Here is a 20,642-nt window from a genome sequence, read left to right as displayed (position 1 = left end):
TTTAATTGAAAGAAAAAGGAGAAGAAAAAAATATGGGATGTATAAAAACACAGCCAAGAACTTTATGAGAAACACTCATATTCTTGACCTTGCCTGTCCAGAATAATAAAATGTAGACAATAACTGTTATTGAATAGGAAGCGATATCGTGTTAATGAATAGAAAATCAGATTATGCCTTACGGATTCTTCGGTCGCTGCAGGACGGGAAGGTACGTATTGCACCCGTATTGGCGGCAGATGAACAAATTCCCCTGGCCTTTGTGTATAAAATACTGAAGCAGTTGTCCAAGGCCGGTATTGTCGGTTTGGAACGGGGACCGAAAGGCGGCTGTTGTCTCCTTGTAGATTTAAAAGAGGTCTCTCTCTATGACCTCATCATCACCATGGAAGAGGCTGTACATGTTACAGGCTGTATGCGCAACGACTACGACTGTGAGTGGCAGAGAGTGCATGGTCTGTGTCGAATTCACGGAAACTTGCGCGCCATTCAGCGGGAAATTGAAGAAAAACTGCGTGCTACGAGCCTGATGACCATTATAAACGGCAGTTACATACATCAGTGTGAGGAGGTTTGACATATGTTATTTCAAACGACGGAAGCGCATGAAGCGCTTCGCAAAGAAATTCGGACTTTTGCGGAAAAGGAAATACGGCCCATTGCTTTCAGCCTGGATCAAAACAATGAGTTTCCCGATGACGTGGTGAAGAAAATGGCCGCCAACGGCTGGCTCGGCCTGCCTTATGAAGAGAAATATGGCGGCGCCGGCAGGGACATACTCAGCTATGCTATTGCCGTCGAAGAATTGTCCCGCGTCGACGGCGGCATAGGCGTCATCCTGTCGGCTCACGTATCCCTCGGATCGTATCCTATTGCGGCCTTCGGGACGGAAGAGCAGAAGAAAAAATACTTGGTGCCTTTGGCGAAGGGCGAGAAATTGGGTGCCTTCGGTTTGACCGAAGAAAACGCCGGATCCGATGCGGGCGGTACGGAAACGACGGCTGTCGATAAGGGCGACTATTATCTCCTGAACGGCGGCAAAATCTTTATTACGAATGCACCGAAGGCGGATATCTACGTTGTCTTTGCCGTTACGACACCTGACATCGGCACAAAGGGCATATCGGCCTTCATTGTGGAAAAAGAGCGGCAGGGTTTTGAATTCGGTGACCATTACGATAAATTGGGCATTCGCTCGTCGTCGACGGCGGAACTCATTTTTAATGACGTGAAAGTACCGAAGGAAAACCTTCTCGGCAAAGAAGGACAAGGCTTTAAAATCGCCATGGCGACCTTGGACGGCGGCCGCATCGGCATTGCGTCTCAAGCCTTGGGCATTGCTCAGGGCGCTTATGAAAGCGCTTTGGATTACGCTAAAGAACGGCACCAGTTCGGCGCTCCCATCGGCGTACATCAGGGCGTGTCTTTTAAGCTCGCCGACATGGCTACGAAGCTGCGTGCTTCGCGCTATCTCGTTTACTCGGCGGCCGAACTGAAGGAGCAACATGCGGCCTACGGCATGGAGGCCGCTATGGCAAAAATGTACGCTTCCGATTCGGCTATGGAAATCACGAACGATGCGCTGCAGATTTTCGGCGGTTCCGGCTTCCTCAAAGGAATGGATGTGGAACGGGCTTACAGAGATGCGAAGATTACGACGATTTACGAAGGAACCAACGAAATTCAGCGCCTCGTCATTGCGGCTCATCTTCTGGGCAAGCTCGGCAATTCCGGTCATGAAGCACGGCCGGGCGCCGCTAAAAAGGCGGCTCCCGTTACGGGCATCCGCAAGGGCAAAATCATTACGGAAGGCGACAGTAAAGCCAAGGTGGCCGAACTGGTCGCGGCCCTCGTCAAAGACGGCTATGATTTTTCCGTCGGTATTCCTGCAGATACGCCTATTGCGCAGGCTGAACGCGTCGTCTCCGCCGGCAAGGGCATCGGTGATAAAGAAAATATGAAACTCGTTGAAGACCTCGCAGCCGCCGCCGGCGCCGCCATCGGCTCGTCACGCCCCGTTGCGGAAACGCTCAAGTATATTCCTTTGGAACGGTATGTGGGCATGTCGGGACAAAAGTTTACGGGTAACCTTTATATTGCCTGTGGTATTTCCGGCGCCAAGCAGCATTTGAAAGGCATTAAGGATGCCTCTACAATTGTGGCCGTCAACAAGAATAGAAATGCGCCGATTTTTAAGAACTGCGACTACGGTATTGTCGGCGATGTCGGAGAAATACTGCCGCTTCTGGCGGACGCTCTCGGCAGAGGTGAAAAGAAAGCGGCACCGCCTATGGTCAAGATGAAACGGCCCCTGCCGCCGAAAGCGGAGCCCATCGGTCCCGTATATGTCTGCAGCGGCTGTGGTTATGAGTATATTCCCGAACGCGGCGATGAGGAGGCGGATGTTGCACCGGGAACCTTGTTCAGTGCCTTGCCGGAAGATTGGGTCTGCCCGGAATGTGCCGAAGAAAAGGCCGCTTTTATTAGAGAATAATACAAATATATTATAGAGAAAGGAGCTTTTCCTATGTATTGCGTACGTAACATAACGGAAGACCTTTACTGGGTCGGGGCCAACGATCATCGGACCCATCTGTTTGAAAATATTCATCCCATCCCCTTAGGTGTTTCATATAACGCCTACTTATTGCTCGATAAAAGCACGGTTCTTTTTGACACGGTCGATTGGGGCGCATGCCGGCAACTGCTTGAAAATATTGAATACGTATTAAACGGCAGAGATCTTGATTATCTCGTCATCAATCATATGGAACCCGATCACGGTGCGAGCATTGAAGAAATTTTGCTCCGCTATCCGAAGGTAAAGATTATCAGTACGGAAAAATCCTTCATGTTCATGCGGCAGTTCGGCTTCTCTGTCGACAAACAGGAACTCATCGAAGTTAAGGAAGGGGACGTGCAATCTTTCGGCAAGCACAAAGTGACCTTTGTCGCCGCGCCGATGGTACACTGGCCCGAAGCGATGGTTACACTTGATCTCACGAACGGGGCTCTCTTTTCAGCCGATGCTTTCGGTTCATTCATCGCCTTGGACGGAAAACTTTTTGCGGATGAAGTAAACTTTGACCGCGACTGGATTGATGAAGCACGGCGGTACTATACAAATATTGTCGGCAAATACGGACCCCATGTCCAATTCCTCCTCGGCAAGGCTGCAGCCGTCCTGGACAAGATCAAGTTTATTTGTCCCTTGCACGGCCCGGTCTGGCGCTCCGACTTCGCCTATCTTCTTGACAAATACCAGCATTGGAGCACGTACGAGCCGGAAGAAAAGGGCGTTCTCATCGTCTATGCATCCATGTACGGTAATACGGAAGGGGCTGCGCAGAAGTTGGCAAGCCGCCTCTGTGAAACGGGAATGACGAACGTCCGCGTTTGCGACGTATCGACGACGCACGTGTCCGAGCTGATTTCGCTGACCTTCAAATACTCACACCTGGTCCTGGCATCGGTGACATATAATTTGGGGATCTATCCGGTTATGCTGGATTTCCTTGAACATATGAAAGCGCTGCATGTACAAAACCGTACGGTCGCCATCATGGAAAACGGCTCATGGGCCGTGAAGTCCGGAGACTTGATACAGCAATTTGTCGATAATAGTTTGAAGAATATGCTCGTTTTAAATGAACGCGTTACCATGGCATCTGCACTTCATGCCGACAAAGAAACGGAACTGAATGCTATGGCACAGGCCATAGTGGATTCCCTGACGGAAACGGCAAAATAAGAAATACAATAAAGGGAACAGCTTCAAGGGGTTTCTGCCTTTGGGAGCTGTTCCTTTTATTATTGGAGCAAATATTAAAAGTATACAAAATACATGCCGATACGGTAAAATATACATGTGAGCAATACGATCGGACTGAACAAGCTGCCTTACTGTCGTGCTTACATCCACAAGCATTAGAATGTCGAATGAATACATTTGTACGGCTTGATGAACTATGAATGAGAGGTATTTTGTTATGGCACGAAAAACTTCGGAGTTTAATAAAGTACTTAATTTATGGGATATATTGGTATTGGCTTTCGGCGCCATGATCGGGTGGGCCTGGGTTGTCTCGACAGGCGACTGGATCATGCAGGGAGGGGTAGTCGGCGCCATGCTCGGTTTTGTTATCGGCGGCATTACGATTTTCTTTGTCGGCCTTACTTACGCGGAATTGACGACGGCAATGCCCCAAAGCGGCGGCGAGCACGTCTTCAGTTACAGGGCTTTCGGAAAGCTCGGTTCCTTTATTTGTACATGGGCTATTATCTTCGGCTATACGGGCGTTGTTTGTTTTGAAGCTTGTGCGCTGCCGACGATTTTTGCATATTTATATCCCGACTTTTTGCAGTATTATCTCTATTCCGTCGGCGGTTTCGATATCTATGCGACATGGCTGATCCTGGCCCTTGTTTTCGTTGCGGCTATTACGTATATCAATATAGTCGGGACCAAAACGGCGGCTGTCCTGCAGACCGTTCTCACCTTAATCATCGGTGCCATAGGTATTCTTCTCATTGTCGCTTCGGCTCTTACCGGCAGCGCAGCTAACTTGGAAGGGCATCTTTTTCTCGGTTCGACGCCGGCGGAAACGGTAAAAAATACACTTGCCGTTGCCGTCATGACGCCGTTCTTTTTCATCGGTTTCAACGTTATCCCCCAAGCGGCCGAGGAGATAGCGGCCTCGCTGAAAAATATCGGCCGAATTCTCGTTCTCTCCATCGTCCTTGCCGTTGCCTTTTACTCTTTCGTCATCGGGGCCGTAGGGTATTTAATGGACAGCAGGGCTATCTTTTCGTCCATGAACAGTGTCGGCGGTCTGGTTACGGCCGATGCGATGGCTATTGCATTTAACAGCGACATGATGGCAAAGGTTCTCATTGTAGGTGGCATCTGCGGTATCGTTACGAGCTGGAATTCTTTCCTTATAGGCGGCAGCCGCGCTATGTACTCCATGGCCTGCGCCCATATGATTCCGCCGGCCTTTGCCAGGCTGCATCCGGTCTATAAGACGCCTGTCAATGCTCTGGTACTCATGGGGATTGTAACGATGCTCGCCGTTTTCTTCGGTAAAAAGATGCTTCTTTGGGTTGTCAATGCCGGCAATTTCGGTTGTGTTCTGGCTTATTTTATCGTCTCCGTTTCATTTCTTGTCCTGCGCATGAAAGAACCGGATATGGAACGGCCTTATAAGGTCGGGCCGTACAGGGTTGTCGGGATAATGGCCATTCTTCTGTCGGGATTTATGCTTCTTATGTACATCATTCCTGGTTCGGGATCGGACCTTGTTTTGCAGGAATGGACCATGGTTTTGGGCTGGAGTGTGCTGGGTGCGGCATTCGGTGCCTATTGTAAGTGGCGGTACAAGGACAAATTTGCCGATCATATATATTTCGTTAAAACCATTGAAGAACCGCAGGATGAGCCGAGAACGGTTTTTTCGGCAGAAGATTGAGAAGCGGTAATATATTTTCCTTTTATATGTCATCCGTTTAGTATAAAATAAACTGGAAAATACATTAAAGTCTATATTGTTATGTAAGGAGAACCGCTATGTTGCGATTGGGAAAATCTGTATTATCCGTTCTTATGCTCTTGTGTTTTGCTCTTTTTGCCGCCGGCTGCAGTGATGCGCCCGTGGCGGAAGCTTCGCCGGAAGTAACGGCCTTTTATGAAAAATTTACGGACATCGCTATGGATGAGGATTACGCCGCCCTCAAGACGGCTTTCGGAAGAGACGGTACAGTAAAAGAAGAAAAAGTATACGACGATGAAAAAGTTGTGATGTATGACTGGGATGGGCCGGAAGGCGCACAAATTGCCGTGAAGCTTAAAAATGACAAAGCCGTGTGGAAGGAAATTACGGGCTATCATCGTTACGACAAAGAGCGGCATGTAGTATCCAAGGATACGCTCAGCGCCATCCATGTAGGTATGACCTACGACGAAGTGAAAGACGTCATGGCCTATGACGGGACTTTGGTGCTCGAAAGCACAACCATGGGGCACATACATAGAGAATATGAATGGAGCAACGCCGACGGTTCGTTTATTCGTGTCGGCCTTTGCAAGGGTCAGGTCACATCCGTTAATCCGTCAGGCCTGCAATAGAAAAGAGCTTCCGGCCGGAAGCTCTTTTCTATTGGTCCTTCTTTTCCCATGCCAGTGATTTGACATAATGAATAAATTGTTTAACATGACTGGACTGCGTGCCGTGTTTGAGATATATCATGTAAAGTCGGCGCAGGGCCAATTCTTTCGGCAATTCGAATTTGAGGAGCGTACCGTCTTTGACGGCGGCCGTTACGGCCGCTTCAGAAATGACGGAAACGCCGACCTGGTTGATGACGAGATTTTTAATGCCTTCCGGTTCGTTAAGCCGTGCCGTAATATGCAGATTTTCCGGTGTCAGGCGGAGTTTTTCGAAAATAGTGTCAATATGAGACTTACTGCCGCTGCCTTTATCGCGTAAAATAAGGGGGCACTTGGAAATAATTTGGACGGCTGCGTTTTCTCGGGACCGCCATGCCCGAAAGGCAGGGGTGTTCGGCGTAATGACAACCATTTTGTCGAAGGCGACAGGTAAAAACTCTAATGAGTCTTCGTCGATTTTCATGCCCGTAAAACCTACTTGTGTCTGACCTTTGAGAAGAGAGGTAATGACATTGCCGCTTACATCCTGCGTAATTGTAAAGGGGATGTCCGGATAAATTTTTCGGAAGCCGCGCAATATTTGGGGCAACAAATAAATAGACGGAATTGTTGAAGCACTGATGATTATTTCGTGAGAATCTTCGTGCTGCCACTTGCTGAATAAGTCATCCCGCAATTTCAGCATTGCCGTTGCCATGTCGTAAAGTTCCCGGCCGCGCGGGGTAATGCGAATCTGCTTGGTCGTGCGAATAATAAGGGGAGTATCGAGTCGTTTTTCCAAGGCCCGTATGTGCGTACTGATAGAAGGCTGCGACATATAGAGGACGTGAGCGGCCTTAGTAAAACTGCCGTACTTGATGACGGCGACAAATGATTCGAGTTGCTTTAATTCCATGAATATACTCCTTCTGATAATTGAGACGAAGTCATCATAGCATACATTCATAAGAAAAACAAATAGAACAAATATCAATAATAATAAACTTACCGATATAACTTGCAAAATTCGAATACTTTACTCATCATGTATAATTGTTATGAAGAGAAGAACAGGGGTTATTTATTATAAGGAGAAACAGCATGGAATATATAGGCATTGACATCGGTTCAACGTGCAGCAAGACGGCTCTCATGAACGCCGATAAAGAGATTTTGGACACCTTTGTTATTCCTACGGGCTGGAGCAGCTTGGAAGCATTAAAGGATATTAAGAAAAAATTGGCCGGTAAGGGCTATAACTTTGACGATATGTATTGTATTTCTACCGGTTACGGCCGGCAAGCCGTCGAAGGTGCTCGGAAAAAGGTAACTGAAATTACGTGTCACGCCAAGGGAGCTTCCATGCTTTATGACGAGACTGTCTTTAACATCGTCGATATCGGCGGTCAGGATACGAAGGTTATTGCCTGTCGCAACGGCAAGGTCATGGAGTTTTACATGAATGATAAGTGCTCCGCCGGGACGGGCAAGTTTTTGGAAATTATGGCCAATCGCCTCAACGTATCTCTGACGGAGCTGGATAATATTGCGCGCGAACATACGGAGAAGCTGCAGATCAGTGCTATGTGTACGGTCTTTGCCGAATCGGAGATCGTCTCTCTTATCGGCAGGGGAACGTCAAAGCCGAATATCGCCTGGGGTGTATTGCAGTCGGTCGTAAAAAAGGTGCGCCAAGAATACGCCAAGCTGACGGACGGGGAGAAACCGATTTTCCTGACCGGCGGCCTCTGCGATGACGAGTACTTCCTGGAGCTTTTGAGCGAGTCTTTCGGCCGGCTCGTACACTCTCATCACTTGGCACGCTTTGCCGGTGCCATCGGAGCGGCGGCTCTTGCTGTGGACGCGGGAGAAAACAGATAAATTGAATAAGGAGTTTTCATAAAGAGTATTGATAAATGCAGACACTTTTATTGCAAATCAATACTCTTTTTGATGGGGCATTATTACTATTGTTATACTTAAAAAAGCCGACATATTGACGGTATGACGTATTCTTTAGAGCAATGCCGCTTGAAATTGGGGGAACATGACATGGAACTTATAAAAAAATTGCCGCAAGTATTTGATGAATTTGCGGAACAGAGGAAAAACTCCTTTCTCGCCGTGAAAGAAGCAAAAGACAAGGGCATTCCCGTTATCGGCTCGTACTGTACGTACTTCCCGAAGGAATTGCCTATGGCCATGGGGGCGGCGACTGTCAGCCTCTGCTCCATGTCGGACGAAACGATTGAAGTGGCCGAAAGGGATTTACCGAAAAACCTCTGTCCTCTGATCAAGGCCAGCTACGGCTTTGCAAAAACGGACAAGTGTCCTTATTTTTACTTTTCCGATCTCATCATCAGTGAAACGACGTGTGACGGAAAAAAGAAGATGTACGAATTGATGGGACAGTTTAAAGATGTGTATGTCATGGAACTGCCGCAGTCGCAGGGCGAACGGGGACTCGCCTTTTGGACCGATTCCGTGCGGCGACTGAAAGAGCGCCTTGAAGAAAAATTCGGGGTTACCATTACGGACCAAGACATACGCCGGGCAGTTCACACGGAAAACGGCGTTCGCCGTGCCCTGCAAGGACTCTATCACATTATGAAGCACGATCCGGCACCTATTTCGGGCCACGACTTATTTAAGGTTCTTTACGGCAGTACATTTAAACTGGACCGTACGGTACTCGCCGCCGAATTGAACGGGCTGACGGAAAAGATCGAAGCCGAATATGCTGCAGGCAAGCGCCTGGACAAGCGGCCGCGCATCTTGATTACAGGCTGTCCCATGGGCGGCGCGACGGAAAAGGTTATTCAGGCCGTTGAAGATAACGGCGGCGTTGTCGTTTCCTATGAAAATTGTTCGGGCGCCAAGGCTATTGAACGGCTCGTCGACGAAGATACGGACGATATTTGTAAAGCCGTTGCCGAACGGTATCTCGGTATCGGCTGCTCCGTCATGACGCCGAACGACAACCGCTTCGAGCTCCTCGGCTCAATGATCGACGAATATCACGTAGACGGTGTTGTTGAAATGGTACTCCAGGCTTGTCATACGTACAGCGTGGAATCCAAATCGATTCACCGCTTTGTAACGGAAACGAAAGGCATTCCTTATATTTATATTGAAACGGATTATTCCAAGACGGATGTGGGACAGCTTAACACGCGCTTGGCGGCGTTCATTGAAATGCTTTAGGAGATGGCAATGTGGGAGAAATAAAAGATTACCCTTGCACCTACGGTTCAAAGGAGGATTCCGTCGCAGGCCTTTTAGAAAAATGCGGCCTTGCCGTACCGGACGTGTATCAACGGGCTGACTCCATGGTGAAATTGGCCCGTACCGTAAAAGAAGGCCTGCACGATCAGGTCGTGTATCTTCCCTTTGATCATGTTGTCGAAGCGGAGGCCTTAGGAGCCGTTGTCAATTACGGCAGTGTCCAGGCCGGACCGCGGACGGGTGAATACGTTTGCACTTCCTTGGAAGATGTACTGAGCCTGCCCGACATGGATGTCGCCCAAGGGCGTGTGGCGGAAGTGCTCAAGGCCTGCAAGCGCCTGGCCGACGAGGGAGAAACGGTTATTCTGGAAGTGTGTGGTCCCATTACGCTTTTAAACGGACTCGTCGATCTGAAATACGTGTTCAAAGGGCTGCGGCGTAAGCCGGAGCTGATGGCACAGGTATTCGGCAAGATAGAAAAAAACTTGTTTACATACATAGAAGCGGCAGTGGCGGCAGGAGTTAAGATTATCAGTTACGCCGATTCCGTTGCGGGACTCAATATCATGGGACCGAAAGTGCTGCAGGACTACACGGTTTCACGGGTAGCACCGTTTCTTCGTTCCCTTGACGATATGATCGGCCGCAAGGCACTGATCCTCCTTTGTCCGAAGACGGCTTACGCTCTGGACGGTACGGGAACCGGCAAATACGTTCCCTTGGGTCTTGACGATAGGCCCGGGCTCACATACGAAGACGGCTGGCTGTACGGCGTCGGCAAGGTCGGCTTTATGGGGCAGATGTGTATTAAGAATGCAAAATCCGTTGTTGCGGCAGATAAGATATATGAAATCCGTTTAAAAGAGGAAGGGGAATAAAAGATGAGTGAAAAAACAGAGTTATTGCAGCGCATGTCGGACGATGTATTTGAAATGGATGACGAAGATATTATTCCCGCCTGTGAAGAATATATTAACGACGGTTACGAAGCGCTGGACGGCATTATGGAAGGTCTCGTCGACGGCATGAGCCGGGCCGGCAGACTGTACGAGGAGGAAGAATACTTTGTGTCCGACATCCTTTTGTGTGCCGATGCCATGTATGCCGGGCTTGATTTGCTGAAGCCTCATTTGGAACAAAAAGCGGAATCGGAAGTGCGGACGGCCGTTATCGGCGTTATTGAAGGAGATACGCACGATATCGGCAAGAACCTCGTCAAGACGATGATGGAAACGGGCGGGTATCGGGTTATTGACCTCGGTAAAGATGTGCCGCTGCAAAATTTTGTCGATACGGTGGAAAAGGAACATGCCGACGTACTGTGCATGTCCACGCTCATGACGACCACCATGGAAGGCATGGGTACGGTCATTGACATGCTGAAAGAACGGGGCTTACGTGATAACGTGAAGGTCATGATAGGCGGCGCGCCGATTACCCAGGTTTTTGCCGATAAAATCGGCGCCGATACATTTTCGCCCAACGCCGTGGATGCGGTCAAACAGGCGGATCGTTTGTTGGGAATCGGTTAAGGCATGAAAATAACCGTGAAAGGAGACAGGAGCCGTTCCGTTATGGAGCGGCTCCTTGTCGAAAATGTACCGCTTGCGAACAGTTGCAACGGCAAGGGGACGTGCGGTAAATGTAAGATTCGGGTCGTAGACGGTGCTGTAAACGAGATGACCGCACCGGAACGACATCTGCTGACGGAGGAAGAGCTGCAAAAGGGCATACGCCTGGCCTGCATGACTTACGGACAGGGCGAAGAACTTGTTGTAGAGACGGGAGAAGAAGAAACGGAGCATGTCTTTACAACGGACGGCTTCATGCCGAAGCTTGTGCCCGAAATACGGCGGGACGGATACGGTTTGGCCGTAGATATCGGCACGACGACGGTAGTCATGTCTCTGACCGATTTACGAAGCGGTGCGGAAGCAGCGACGGCGGCCATGATCAATCCGCAGAAGCGCTACGGCCTCGATGTGCTGACGCGCATTACGTACGAGACGGAAAGTGGCGATGCCGGTATTGCCAATCTGCAGAGGGCGATTATAGGTGGCCTGAATGAGCTTATGGCCGATGTTTGCAGGCAGGCCGGTATTTCGGCGCCGGACATTATCGAAATTGACATAGCTGCCAACTGTACGATGCTCCATATGCTCGCCGCCGTGGACGCGCGGCCCATCGGCAAGGCTCCGTACAAGCCTGTTTTTGTGGAAGCGCGGCGATATAAAGCTTGTGACTTGGGGCTTCATTGTAAAGATGATGCTCTTGTGTATTTATTGCCGTCCGTTTCGGCCTATATCGGTGCCGATATTGTGGCGGGCGTACATATTTGCGATTTAAAAAATGCGGCGGACAACGTCCTTTTTATCGATATCGGCACAAACGGAGAACTTGTCTTGGCAACAAAGCACCGCATGTACTCCTGCTCCTGTGCGGCCGGGCCGGCACTGGAAGGAATGAATATTACATCCGGTATGCGCGCGGCCGCAGGCGCCGTAGAGGATGTGCATATTGATAAAAAAGGGATTTCTGCGGCCGTCATCGGCGGCGGAAAGCCTGCCGGTTTGTGCGGCAGCGGCATTCTCGCCGTAGTTCGTGAGCTCGTGCGTACGGGTATGGTCACAAAGCGGGGAGTTTTTGCCAAGCCCGAAGACTTTGCGGCAGGCGATTACAGGCGTACCATACTTCGGTACTGCGGAACCAAACGGGAAGTCGTGCTCGGTGAAGGAAAAGACGGCAAAGAGCTTGTCGTCACGCAAGGAGATATTCGGCAGGTACAACTGGCGAAAGGCGCCATTCGTTCCGGCATTGAAGTGCTCATGAAGCAAGCCGGCCTTTGCGCGGAGGACTTGAACCGCATATTGATTGCAGGGCAATTCGGTGCCCATTTGCCTGCCGAGTCTCTGCTGGAAATCGGCTTATTGCCGCCGGTTGCACCGGAAAAACTGGTGTATGCCGGTAACTCCGCAAAAACCGGTGCCATGGCAACGTTGTTATCGGAACGGGCAAAGCAGGACGTGGAACATCTGGCTGCGTACATAAATTATATTGAGCTCAGCAACAGTGAAGGCTACGAACGGCTTTTTGCCAAGTGCCTGTTGTTTTAATTGCCAAACTGTTCCAAGGCAGTTATGTGACGCTTGATAAGTAAGGATAGCATACGGTGCAGGCCGCATCGGTCCTGCTCATTTCATAAGACGGGAGGAGACCAATGAAAATAACAAAGGTTGATGTCATGTTGATTAATCCCCATGCGGAAGACAATAAACCTTGGACGCCGGTAGGTATTCGTGTATATACGGACGAGGGACTTTACGGCGACGGTGAAACGGCATTGGCATATGGCGCTGCTTCACACGGTGCGTACGGCGCGCTTTTGGATTTTTCCGAAAAAGTTATCGGCAAAGATCCGCTGGATACGGAAGTCATTTGGGAAGATTTGTATAAATCCACCTTTTGGGCACAAAACGGCGGCCCCGTTATATTCGGCGCCATTTCGGCCATTGACATCGCTTTGTGGGATATAAAGGCCAAGTATTTTAACGTGCCGCTCTATAAACTGCTCGGCGGCAAGATGCGCAATACATTACGTGCCTACGCAAGTCAGTTGCAGTTCGGCTGGGGACCTGTTCGATTGGGGCTGAAATCGGCGCAGGAATACGCTGACGCGGCGAAAAAAGCCGTTGCCGAAGGGTATACGGCCGTTAAGGTGGACTTTTTCAACTTCGACAAAGACGGTAATCGTCTCGGCCATGAAATGACGACGCGGTTATTGCCGGCAAAGTATGCGAACATGATAGAAGAACGTGTTGCCGCCGTGCGTGATGCTATCGGGCACGATACGGATCTTATCATGGAGAACCATTCCAATATTGATGCGCAAGGGGCGGTGCAACTGGCGCGGATAATGGAAAAATACAATATCTTTATGTTTGAAGAACCGTGCACGCCGTCGCCGGACGTAAATAAATTCGTTCATGATCATGTGCGTATTCCCATTTCTCAAGGCGAACGCATTTACACGCGCTGGCAGTATAAGCAGTATTTTAAAGACGGCTCTATTCAAATGATTCAGCCCGACCTGGGAACCTGCGGCGGCATTACGGAAACGAAGAAAGTTTGCGACATGGCACATGCCTATGACATAGGGGTGCAAATCCATGTATGTTGCAGTCCCTTGCTGGTACCGGCGGCACTCCACCTGGAGGCGGTATTGCCGAATTTCACGATTCATGAGCACCATGTATATTATCTGCACGAGTACAACCGGCAATTATGCGTGCATGACTATCAACCGGAAAATGGATATTTTACGATACCCGAAGTTCCGGGTATCGGTAATGAATGGAGCGACTATGCGTTCAAACATTGCGAATTGACGACAGTGAAGTAATTATACGTTGTACAAGGAATATCTTTTATGGAGACGGTATGCCCTGTATTTATTTTGAATGAAAATAAATACAGCCTTATTGCGAAGATTATTTTATTGGCAGGCTGTTAATTGCGGATGGTATAATTGAACGGGTGCATATATGTGCAAAGCGGTTTATATTGGGACGGTGAACATGTATGTTTTTTCAACTGCATAAAGGGAATTTACTATTCTATATAACTAAGGAGTGACGGACATGGAATTGATTAAGACCGAAATGACGCCGCGAGAACGACTGACCGCGTATGCGGCAGGCGAAGAAGTGGACCGTATACCGACGGTCCTGACGGCGGCGGAAACGAGTCCTTTACGTTACGGCATTCAGAACAGGGATTACTACTTTTCCGCCGATCTTATGGTCGAGGTGGAATCGCATATTGCCGAGGATTTCGGTGCCGATAACATGGGTATGGGCGTCGGTTTGCGCGGCGTGGCGGAAGCCTTGGGCGTGCCTGTTGTGACGCCGGAAAACAATGTTTCTCATGTAGAAGGCATGGCCATTACGGATTATGCCGAGCTGGACGGCAGAAAGATTATGGACGTTACTAAGGACGGCCGTTTCCCCATTATGCTGGAAGCCTTTAACCGCTTGCAGGAAAAATACGGCAAGACACATATCATCGGTACCGGTATGGGTGCGCCCTTTACCGTGGCGGCCTTCCTCATCGGTACGGAAAAATTCTTGAAGGATATGGTGAAAAAGCCCGATGAAGTCAACAAGCTCCTGCAGTACGCAACGGACAACGTCGTTGCCTGTGCGGAAGGCTTGTACAAGCATGCGGGCATTAAAGCATCCCTGGCGGAGCCGATTATTGCACGCAATCTTCTTTCGCCGCGCATGTTTAAAAAATATGCAGTTCCTTTCATGAAGCAGACTTGTGAACGACTGGAAAAGATTTACGGTTCCAAGCCGGGCATTCATATTTGCGGCACGACTCATGACCGGTGGGAAGAAATCGTCGACTTCGGTATTTCCGCTTTTTCCGTCGACAACATTGAAAGCATGAAGGATTTGAAAGACCGATACGGTGACAAAATCGGCATTATCGGCAATATCGACCCTGTCGACTTGTTGCGCAACGGTACGCCGGAAGATATGAAAAATGAAGTTGTCCGCTGCCTCCGCGATGCCGGCGACAATCCTCGCGGCTTTGTAATCAGCCCGGGCTGTACGACGCCGGTAGGCACGTCGAAGGAAAACCTCGTCGCTGTCATGAATGCCGCCGCCGTTTACGGCAAAGGTGCCAGAAAAGGTATGTATCCGAAAGGATTGAAACAAGCGGAATAAAGCAAAATTGAGCGTGCATCAAAAAAGGCGGTCTCTGCAAAGGAGACTGCCTTTTTATATGGAAAAATAAGGACGAACTATGATTTTGTCGGGTCGAGCATGTCGATCATGGTCTTTAAGTCGGCAGCCTTGAAAGACGGCGTGGCCGGTTTTTCTTCAAGTACCGTCAAAATATAAGCGAGAGCAGTGCCTACGCCGGAGACAAGACCGTCTTCGGCCAGATCGAATTCCGGTGTGTGATGGGGCGCGCCGCTGCCGACATGTTCGTCCTGAATGCCCGTGAAAACGAGGACACCGGGGTAGGTGCTTTCAATGAGAGCGAACGTTTCCGAAGCCATCCACATGGGGCAATCTTCATCGAGCACATCTTTTCCGAGGGCTGTGACGACGGCTCGGCGGGCGAGATCAACACATTCTTTCGTATTGACCGCGGCCGGCATATATTGATCCTCCGTAAATTCGACAGTGCAGCCGTATTCTTCGGCAATACGGGGGAGCGTGGTCTTCATGAAGGTACGGAACGCCAGGCCGTCTTCGTTGCGCGTGCAGCGCATGGTTCCGGAGAAGGAAAGTTCCGACGGAATGATGTTCGGTTTCGAACCGGCGTTTACGCTGCCGAAGGAGTACGTAAGGCTTTCTTCGGGGGCAACGGCACGCATGCGAAAGGCACGAACTTCATTGGCTATGGAAACAAAGGCTTCAATCGGGCTTGATGCCATGTCCGGACGGGAACCGTGGCCGCCGCAGCCGTGAATGGTGACGTTAAAAAAGAAAGCGCCCGCCATGGCCGTGCCGTAGACGATGCCGACCTTGCCTGCAGGCAGTCGCCACATGACATGTGTGCCGTAGCACATGTCAATATGAATTTTTTCATCGTGCAAATATTGAAGCAGCGGCGAAACGCCTCGTTCGCCGAATTCTTCCGCTTCTTCAAAAATGAAGATGACCTTGCCGTCCCAGGCATTTTTACGGGCGGCGAGAATCTTCGCTTCCGTCAGGGCCATGGCCATGTGGCCGTCATGACCGCAGGCGTGCATGACGCCCTTTGCTTTGGAGAGGACGACCTTCTTTGTCGTCAAGTTGGTTTCCTTTTCGTCAATTGCCAAGGCGTCGATGTCGGCGCGGACTAGAACCGTCCAACCCGGCTTGCCGCTGTCGACAGTGGCGACAACGCCGCCTTTGGGCACGCGAACAGTCGGAATATTCCATGCGTGAAGTTGTTCTTCAATATAGTCCATCGTGGCAAATTCCTGTTGAGATAATTCGGGATATTCATGGAAATGACGGCGCAAGGCGATAATCGTTTCCTTTTCCTGAAGTGCCAATTCCTTTACAGCCAACATAGTATACACCTCCGTGTGAAAAAAGCGACGAATTCATCGTCGCTTTTTGTTTGTTATCATATACTAATTTCGTTGTATTCGCAATTGATGTATCTAAACTTACAGTAAGCCGACAGATACGAAAAAGTTCTTATATGCCGCCGCCTTGCGTTCTAAGCCGAGCGGGTAGGCACGGGATGTGGACGGGAGTCGAGTCAGGGAAATCTGCCTGCCTGCACACGTAAACGTTACGACTTCATTTGTCTTCGGAGCCTTCGGCGCATTTTCTATGAGGGACAGGATGATTTCCGTCGCTTTACCGCCGGTCGTGCAAATATGGCGGCAGAACGGAATTTGCCCTAAGAGTGCCGTCAAATCTACCCTTTCGACGACCTTCAGGAATTTATCGGACGCATTTCCTTTTTCGCGAACGGCTCTGACGACGGACGGGCAGGACGCAATCCCTTTTTTTGTTAAAAATGCTTTGATTTTGTCTGCGTCAAAGGCGTGTTCCGCTCCTTTGCGGAAATGATCTTTGTCACCGAAGAATACAAGGCCGTATACGCGCCACATATCGTTTTGAAAATTCGGATAGTGAAAGTCCATGGCCCTTTTTTCCGCAGCCGGCGGAAAACTGCCCATCATAAGCACTGTTGCCTGTGGCGGCAAAAAAGGCGGAAAAGGGCGCAGTTCAATCGTTTCGGACATATGACAATCTCCTTGGCGTGTGTACGGATCTATTTCATTGCCGTTTCAAGAGGAGAAACGGCATGATTGAAGGGGTGAGGCGAGTAGCTTTCGTAAATGCGACAAGCATCTACGCAGCGATTACAGCGGATACATTTATACTTGTCAAAGACCGGCATCACGCGGCCCGTTTCATCGGCTTTCATTTCCAGAGCGCCGACGGGACATAAGGCGGCGCAGCAACCGCAGCTGACGCAGCGCGTCTCATCCTTATAATAATCCGGAATGACTTCCCACATAGGTACGCCTCCTTTCGGACCGCCCGAGGCGGTATAGAGTATTATCAACCGGTGGTGCTTATATAATACTACAAAAAGCTAATAAAAAACGTGATAATTCCAACGGAAATTACTGTAAATCATTAATCTTTAATAACCTGTTCTTTTGTAGTATAATGCAAATGAAATTTTTATTGGTCTTTAATCTTGATGATATCAAAGCGGACAGGAGGACGTTATGAACAAGTTGTTCGGAAAAAGGTGTATTGCTCTGCTGACTTGTGTCGTTATGACCGTCACTTTTTTGACAGGCTGCGGCGCGGAACGGCAGGAGCAAACGACGAGTGCCGTGCAGCAACAGAAAGAAACTTGGAATTTTGTCGATCAGGCAGGCAATGAAGTAACTGTTAAAACACCGGTAGATCGCATGGTTGTTTTGCAGCACCATTCATTGGATATCATTTGTCAGCTCGGCGGCCAGGATAAAATCGTCGGTGTCGAATCGACTTGGAAGAATGATTTAGGCAGTTATATTGCCGATATTTGGCCGGCCATTAAAGATTTGCCGACGCCGGGTACGCTTAAACAGCCGAACGTTGAAGAAATAGCCAAGCTTCATCCGGATATCGTCATCGTTGCGTCTCAATCCGACCAGGCGACGGCGAAAAAACTCCGCGAAATGGGTATTCCCGTCGCCGTTATTTCTCTTCGCGGTGAAGGGAAACAGAAAGAAGCGCAGAATCCGCGTCTTGCCAATGCGGATAAAGCCTATACGGACGGACTTTATCAGGCAATCTCTATTCTCGGCAAGCTGACCGGCCGTGATGAACAGGCGAAGAAACTGCAGGCTTTCTGCGAAGAAAGCCGTACTATGGTGGAAGACGCGGTCGGTAATATGGATGACGCCCAACGGGTTCGTGCTATTGCTGTGGAACGAAAAGATTCCATGTACGGTAACGACAAGTACGTGGGCTGTATGCTCCAGCGTGCCGGCGGAATCAATGCGGCGGCAGCCGATATTCAAGGCAACGGTGCGTTTACGCCTGAACAGATAGCTAAATGGGATCCCGATGTGATCATTACGCAGGATCGTCATCACGACGTGTACCGAATGTTTACGGAAGATCCGGCATATGCGCAGTTGCGGGCCGTTCAAAACGGTAACGTCATTGAAGCACCGTACTGGACTAAACCGTGGGGCAATCCCGATGCCGACTCTTTTGCCCTCGGCGAATTATGGATGGCACATATTTTCTACCCCGACAAGGTCAGTGCGGATGCGGTTCTGCAACGGGCCAAAGAATTTTATAAAACCTTCTACGGTGTCGATTTTACGGGTACCGTCGGAGAAGGAATGAGACGATAATGAAACAGACCTATACTATGGGATTGCGGAAGAGGGAGGCCGGCCTTTTGGTCGCCCTCCCTCTTCTCGTTATTCTCTTTTCCCTGGGTATCGGGGCTTTTTATATTGCTCCCGATCATGTGGCTCAAATTTTGGTGAATACAGTGACGGGCGACGGCTCGGCGAATATTGCACCCATTGAACGGTCTATGATTTTGGATGTTCGCTTGCCGCGCGTGTTCGGCGCCGTTTTGGCCGGGTGCGGATTGGCTGTTGCAGGCGGGGTATTTCAGGCTCTTTTCGGCAATCCTTTGGCCAGTCCTTATACGCTCGGCGTATCCAACGGTGCCGGGTTCGGTGCGGCATTGGCGATTGTTTTATCCCTGCCCTTCGGTATGATCCAAGGTGCCGCGCTTTTTTTCGGGATTTTATCTATGGGGCTGGCCTTTCTCCTTGCCGGTAAACGGGTGCATACGAATGTAACCATTATTCTGTCGGGAATGCTCGTAAGCGCTTTTTTTGCCTCTCTCGTGGCGCTGCTGAAGTTTACGGCCGATTCGGAAGAAAAGCTGCCGCAAATCGTCTATTGGCTTATGGGCTCTCTTGCAAGTGTCGGATATGCAAGCTTACTGCCGGTCTTGCCCCCTTTTCTGGTTGCCTTAACCGTTTTATTCTTATATAGATGGCGCATTAATATTTTGAGTATGGGAACGGTGGAAGCTCGGTCAATGGGGATAAATGTTTCGCAGGATCGAACTATTGTCATCATTGCAGCTACTTTTTTGACGGCTCTTATTGTCAGCATTGCCGGCATTATCGGCTGGGTAGGTATTGTCATTCCTCATTTTGCGCGGATGTTGGCAGGCCCCGACTTCCGTCGCTTTATGCCCGTAGCCGCTTCAATCGGTATTTGTTATCTTCTTGTTATCGATGACCTGTGCCGAACTTTGACATCTCTTGAAATCCCTATCGGTGTTATTACGGGTATCATCAGTATTCCCCTGTTCATTTACTTCATTTTGCGGAAGAAGGTGAGCTGGGGATGAAGCTCGATGTGGAACAACTTTCGTTCGGCTATGACGACAGGAAAGTGCTGGATAATATTTCTTTTTCTTTTGAAGGAAACCGTATAGTTACACTCCTCGGAAAAAACGGTACCGGCAAGAGTACGCTTTTAAAATGTATTATCGGGGAAAATAAGGGAACCGGGAATGTACGCATTGACGGCCGCAGTCGCAGGGATTACAGTTACTATGAATTGGCACGGAAAATTGCGTATATTCCGCAGAGCCATGTCCCCATATTCCCGTATCGCGTTCTTGATGTCGTCATGATGGGGCGCATTTCGCATATGCGTTATTTCGGCGTACCCGGGAAAACGGAGCAGGAAATGGCACTGAAAAATTTAGATTTCCTCGGTGTGGCTCCGTTGGCGCCCAAGGCATATACGGAAATATCCGGCGGCGAGCGCCAGCTGGTCATGTTGGCGGCCGCCTTGACGCAGGAGCCTGAATTTCTTATTCTTGACGAGCCGACGGCCCATCTCGACTTCGGCAATGCGCAGCGGTTTCTTGATCTCGTTTTGCGTCTGCAGTCGGAAGGCATCGGCATCTTTATGACGACTCATTTTCCGGATCAGGCCTTATATTTAGCATCGGAAACACTTATTCTTAAAGATACGAAGCTTTGGAAGCGGGGCCTTGCAAAGGAGATCATTGATGAAGCGTCAATGACGGAATTATACGGTTTGCCCGTTCATATCGGTGACATCGGCAAACGGAGCGTCAGCGTCGCCGGAGATATTTAGGGATATAGGACAAATGTGTTCGTGCTAATTCGGATAAGTAGAAATAATATGGAAAAAGAGCTGTGCAAATTGGGTTGGCGCGAGTGCTATAATAGGGCATACTG

At 49.6% G+C, this 20,642-nt stretch carries 19 protein-coding genes; 15 read left to right on the top strand and 4 right to left on the bottom strand.

The window, feature by feature from the left end; all coding sequences use genetic code 11:
* Positions 1–154 precede the first annotated feature (154 nt).
* The 5 genes from BQ2674_RS06745 (at position 155) to BQ2674_RS06725 (ending at position 6,124) form a co-directional block, all read left to right on the top strand.
* Positions 155–577, top strand: coding sequence for an RrF2 family transcriptional regulator (locus BQ2674_RS06745; RefSeq protein WP_143696405.1), 423 nt, complete (start codon positions 155–157; stop codon positions 575–577).
* A 3-nt stretch (positions 578–580) separates the two neighbouring features.
* A complete protein-coding gene (locus BQ2674_RS08780; protein WP_075573035.1) occupies positions 581–2,494 on the top strand; it encodes an acyl-CoA dehydrogenase family protein in 1,914 nt (637 codons plus the stop codon).
* 33 nt (positions 2,495–2,527) lie between these two features.
* The gene (locus BQ2674_RS06735) at positions 2,528–3,751 is read left to right on the top strand and encodes an FprA family A-type flavoprotein (RefSeq protein WP_075573034.1); all 1,224 of its coding nucleotides are present in this window, start codon (positions 2,528–2,530) and stop codon (positions 3,749–3,751) included.
* Between the two features lie 238 nt (positions 3,752–3,989).
* Positions 3,990–5,468 (top strand): APC family permease, encoded by a 1,479-nt coding sequence (locus BQ2674_RS06730; RefSeq protein WP_075573033.1) that lies wholly within the window; start codon positions 3,990–3,992, stop codon positions 5,466–5,468.
* Positions 5,469–5,566: 98 nt separating this feature from the next.
* Positions 5,567–6,124, top strand: a complete 558-nt coding sequence (locus BQ2674_RS06725) for a DUF3862 domain-containing protein (RefSeq protein WP_075573032.1) — start codon at positions 5,567–5,569, stop codon at positions 6,122–6,124.
* A 28-nt stretch (positions 6,125–6,152) separates the two neighbouring features.
* Here the strand turns inward: BQ2674_RS06725 and BQ2674_RS06720 are convergent, their stop codons facing one another.
* Complete coding sequence (locus tag BQ2674_RS06720) at positions 6,153–7,061, bottom strand: selenium metabolism-associated LysR family transcriptional regulator (RefSeq protein ID WP_075573031.1); 909 nt, start codon at positions 7,059–7,061, stop codon at positions 6,153–6,155.
* Between the two features lie 185 nt (positions 7,062–7,246).
* On the opposite strand from BQ2674_RS06720, the gene BQ2674_RS06715 reads away from it, so the two are divergent.
* From BQ2674_RS06715 to BQ2674_RS06685, 7 genes are all read left to right on the top strand, one after another.
* Positions 7,247–8,026, top strand: a complete 780-nt coding sequence (locus BQ2674_RS06715; protein ID WP_075573030.1) for an acyl-CoA dehydratase activase — start codon at positions 7,247–7,249, stop codon at positions 8,024–8,026.
* A gap of 171 nt (positions 8,027–8,197) precedes the next feature.
* A complete protein-coding gene (locus BQ2674_RS06710; RefSeq protein WP_075573029.1) occupies positions 8,198–9,349 on the top strand; it encodes a double-cubane-cluster-containing anaerobic reductase in 1,152 nt (383 codons plus the stop codon).
* A gap of 11 nt (positions 9,350–9,360) precedes the next feature.
* Positions 9,361–10,248, top strand: coding sequence for a uroporphyrinogen decarboxylase family protein (locus tag BQ2674_RS06705; RefSeq protein WP_075573028.1), 888 nt, complete (start codon positions 9,361–9,363; stop codon positions 10,246–10,248).
* Between the two features lie 3 nt (positions 10,249–10,251).
* Positions 10,252–10,902 carry a corrinoid protein gene (locus tag BQ2674_RS06700; RefSeq protein ID WP_075573027.1) on the top strand — a complete coding sequence of 217 codons (651 nt, stop codon included), beginning with the start codon at positions 10,252–10,254 and terminating at the stop codon, positions 10,900–10,902.
* A gap of 3 nt (positions 10,903–10,905) precedes the next feature.
* Complete coding sequence (locus tag BQ2674_RS06695; RefSeq protein ID WP_075573026.1) at positions 10,906–12,483, top strand: ASKHA domain-containing protein; 1,578 nt, start codon at positions 10,906–10,908, stop codon at positions 12,481–12,483.
* Between the two features lie 104 nt (positions 12,484–12,587).
* Positions 12,588–13,769 carry a mandelate racemase/muconate lactonizing enzyme family protein gene (locus BQ2674_RS06690; protein WP_075573025.1) on the top strand — a complete coding sequence of 394 codons (1,182 nt, stop codon included), beginning with the start codon at positions 12,588–12,590 and terminating at the stop codon, positions 13,767–13,769.
* 238 nt (positions 13,770–14,007) lie between these two features.
* Positions 14,008–15,099 (top strand): uroporphyrinogen decarboxylase family protein, encoded by a 1,092-nt coding sequence (locus BQ2674_RS06685; protein WP_075573024.1) that lies wholly within the window; start codon positions 14,008–14,010, stop codon positions 15,097–15,099.
* A 77-nt stretch (positions 15,100–15,176) separates the two neighbouring features.
* Here BQ2674_RS06685 and BQ2674_RS06680 read toward each other — a convergent pair whose 3' ends face one another.
* The 3 genes from BQ2674_RS06680 to BQ2674_RS06670 all read right to left on the bottom strand — a co-directional run bounded on the left by BQ2674_RS06680 (position 15,177) and on the right by BQ2674_RS06670 (position 17,407).
* On the bottom strand, positions 15,177–16,442 hold the full coding sequence (locus tag BQ2674_RS06680; RefSeq protein WP_075573023.1) for a M20 metallopeptidase family protein: 1,266 nt from the start codon (positions 16,440–16,442) through the stop codon (positions 15,177–15,179).
* 99 nt (positions 16,443–16,541) lie between these two features.
* Positions 16,542–17,129 carry a DNA glycosylase gene (locus tag BQ2674_RS06675; RefSeq protein WP_075573022.1) on the bottom strand — a complete coding sequence of 196 codons (588 nt, stop codon included), beginning with the start codon at positions 17,127–17,129 and terminating at the stop codon, positions 16,542–16,544.
* A 29-nt stretch (positions 17,130–17,158) separates the two neighbouring features.
* A complete protein-coding gene (locus tag BQ2674_RS06670; protein WP_075573021.1) occupies positions 17,159–17,407 on the bottom strand; it encodes a 4Fe-4S binding protein in 249 nt (82 codons plus the stop codon).
* A gap of 217 nt (positions 17,408–17,624) precedes the next feature.
* On the opposite strand from BQ2674_RS06670, the gene BQ2674_RS06665 reads away from it, so the two are divergent.
* Genes BQ2674_RS06665 through BQ2674_RS06655 form a run of 3 tightly spaced genes read left to right on the top strand, consistent with a single transcriptional unit; the run spans position 17,625 to position 20,538 of the window.
* Positions 17,625–18,752, top strand: coding sequence for an ABC transporter substrate-binding protein (locus BQ2674_RS06665; RefSeq protein ID WP_075573020.1), 1,128 nt, complete (start codon positions 17,625–17,627; stop codon positions 18,750–18,752).
* Positions 18,752–19,777 (top strand): FecCD family ABC transporter permease, encoded by a 1,026-nt coding sequence (locus BQ2674_RS06660; RefSeq protein WP_075573019.1) that lies wholly within the window; start codon positions 18,752–18,754, stop codon positions 19,775–19,777. Before BQ2674_RS06665 ends, BQ2674_RS06660 begins: the two co-directional genes overlap by 1 nt.
* A gap of 8 nt (positions 19,778–19,785) precedes the next feature.
* Entirely contained in the window at positions 19,786–20,538 is a 753-nt protein-coding gene (locus tag BQ2674_RS06655) for an ABC transporter ATP-binding protein (protein ID WP_205407617.1), read from the top strand.
* Positions 20,539–20,642 lie beyond the last annotated feature (104 nt).

The organism is Megasphaera coli (genome assembly GCF_900095855.1).
GTDB classification, from domain to species: Bacteria; Bacillota; Negativicutes; order Veillonellales; family Megasphaeraceae; genus Megasphaera; species Megasphaera massiliensis_A.
The sequence above is the reverse complement of the archived record's forward strand: the minus strand, read 5'-3'. Positions and strand labels throughout refer to the sequence as shown.

Coding starts and splice junctions, on each gene's coding strand:
- BQ2674_RS06745 (WP_143696405.1), top strand. CDS start 155: ATGAATAGAAAATCAGATTATGCCTTACGGATTCTTCGGTCGCTGCAG.
- BQ2674_RS08780 (WP_075573035.1), top strand. CDS start 581: ATGTTATTTCAAACGACGGAAGCGCATGAAGCGCTTCGCAAAGAAATT.
- BQ2674_RS06735 (WP_075573034.1), top strand. CDS start 2,528: ATGTATTGCGTACGTAACATAACGGAAGACCTTTACTGGGTCGGGGCC.
- BQ2674_RS06730 (WP_075573033.1), top strand. CDS start 3,990: ATGGCACGAAAAACTTCGGAGTTTAATAAAGTACTTAATTTATGGGAT.
- BQ2674_RS06725 (WP_075573032.1), top strand. CDS start 5,567: ATGTTGCGATTGGGAAAATCTGTATTATCCGTTCTTATGCTCTTGTGT.
- BQ2674_RS06720 (WP_075573031.1), bottom strand. CDS start 7,061: ATGGAATTAAAGCAACTCGAATCATTTGTCGCCGTCATCAAGTACGGC.
- BQ2674_RS06715 (WP_075573030.1), top strand. CDS start 7,247: ATGGAATATATAGGCATTGACATCGGTTCAACGTGCAGCAAGACGGCT.
- BQ2674_RS06710 (WP_075573029.1), top strand. CDS start 8,198: ATGGAACTTATAAAAAAATTGCCGCAAGTATTTGATGAATTTGCGGAA.
- BQ2674_RS06700 (WP_075573027.1), top strand. CDS start 10,252: ATGAGTGAAAAAACAGAGTTATTGCAGCGCATGTCGGACGATGTATTT.
- BQ2674_RS06695 (WP_075573026.1), top strand. CDS start 10,906: ATGAAAATAACCGTGAAAGGAGACAGGAGCCGTTCCGTTATGGAGCGG.
- BQ2674_RS06690 (WP_075573025.1), top strand. CDS start 12,588: ATGAAAATAACAAAGGTTGATGTCATGTTGATTAATCCCCATGCGGAA.
- BQ2674_RS06685 (WP_075573024.1), top strand. CDS start 14,008: ATGGAATTGATTAAGACCGAAATGACGCCGCGAGAACGACTGACCGCG.
- BQ2674_RS06680 (WP_075573023.1), bottom strand. CDS start 16,442: ATGTTGGCTGTAAAGGAATTGGCACTTCAGGAAAAGGAAACGATTATC.
- BQ2674_RS06675 (WP_075573022.1), bottom strand. CDS start 17,129: ATGTCCGAAACGATTGAACTGCGCCCTTTTCCGCCTTTTTTGCCGCCA.
- BQ2674_RS06670 (WP_075573021.1), bottom strand. CDS start 17,407: ATGTGGGAAGTCATTCCGGATTATTATAAGGATGAGACGCGCTGCGTC.
- BQ2674_RS06665 (WP_075573020.1), top strand. CDS start 17,625: ATGAACAAGTTGTTCGGAAAAAGGTGTATTGCTCTGCTGACTTGTGTC.
- BQ2674_RS06660 (WP_075573019.1), top strand. CDS start 18,752: ATGAAACAGACCTATACTATGGGATTGCGGAAGAGGGAGGCCGGCCTT.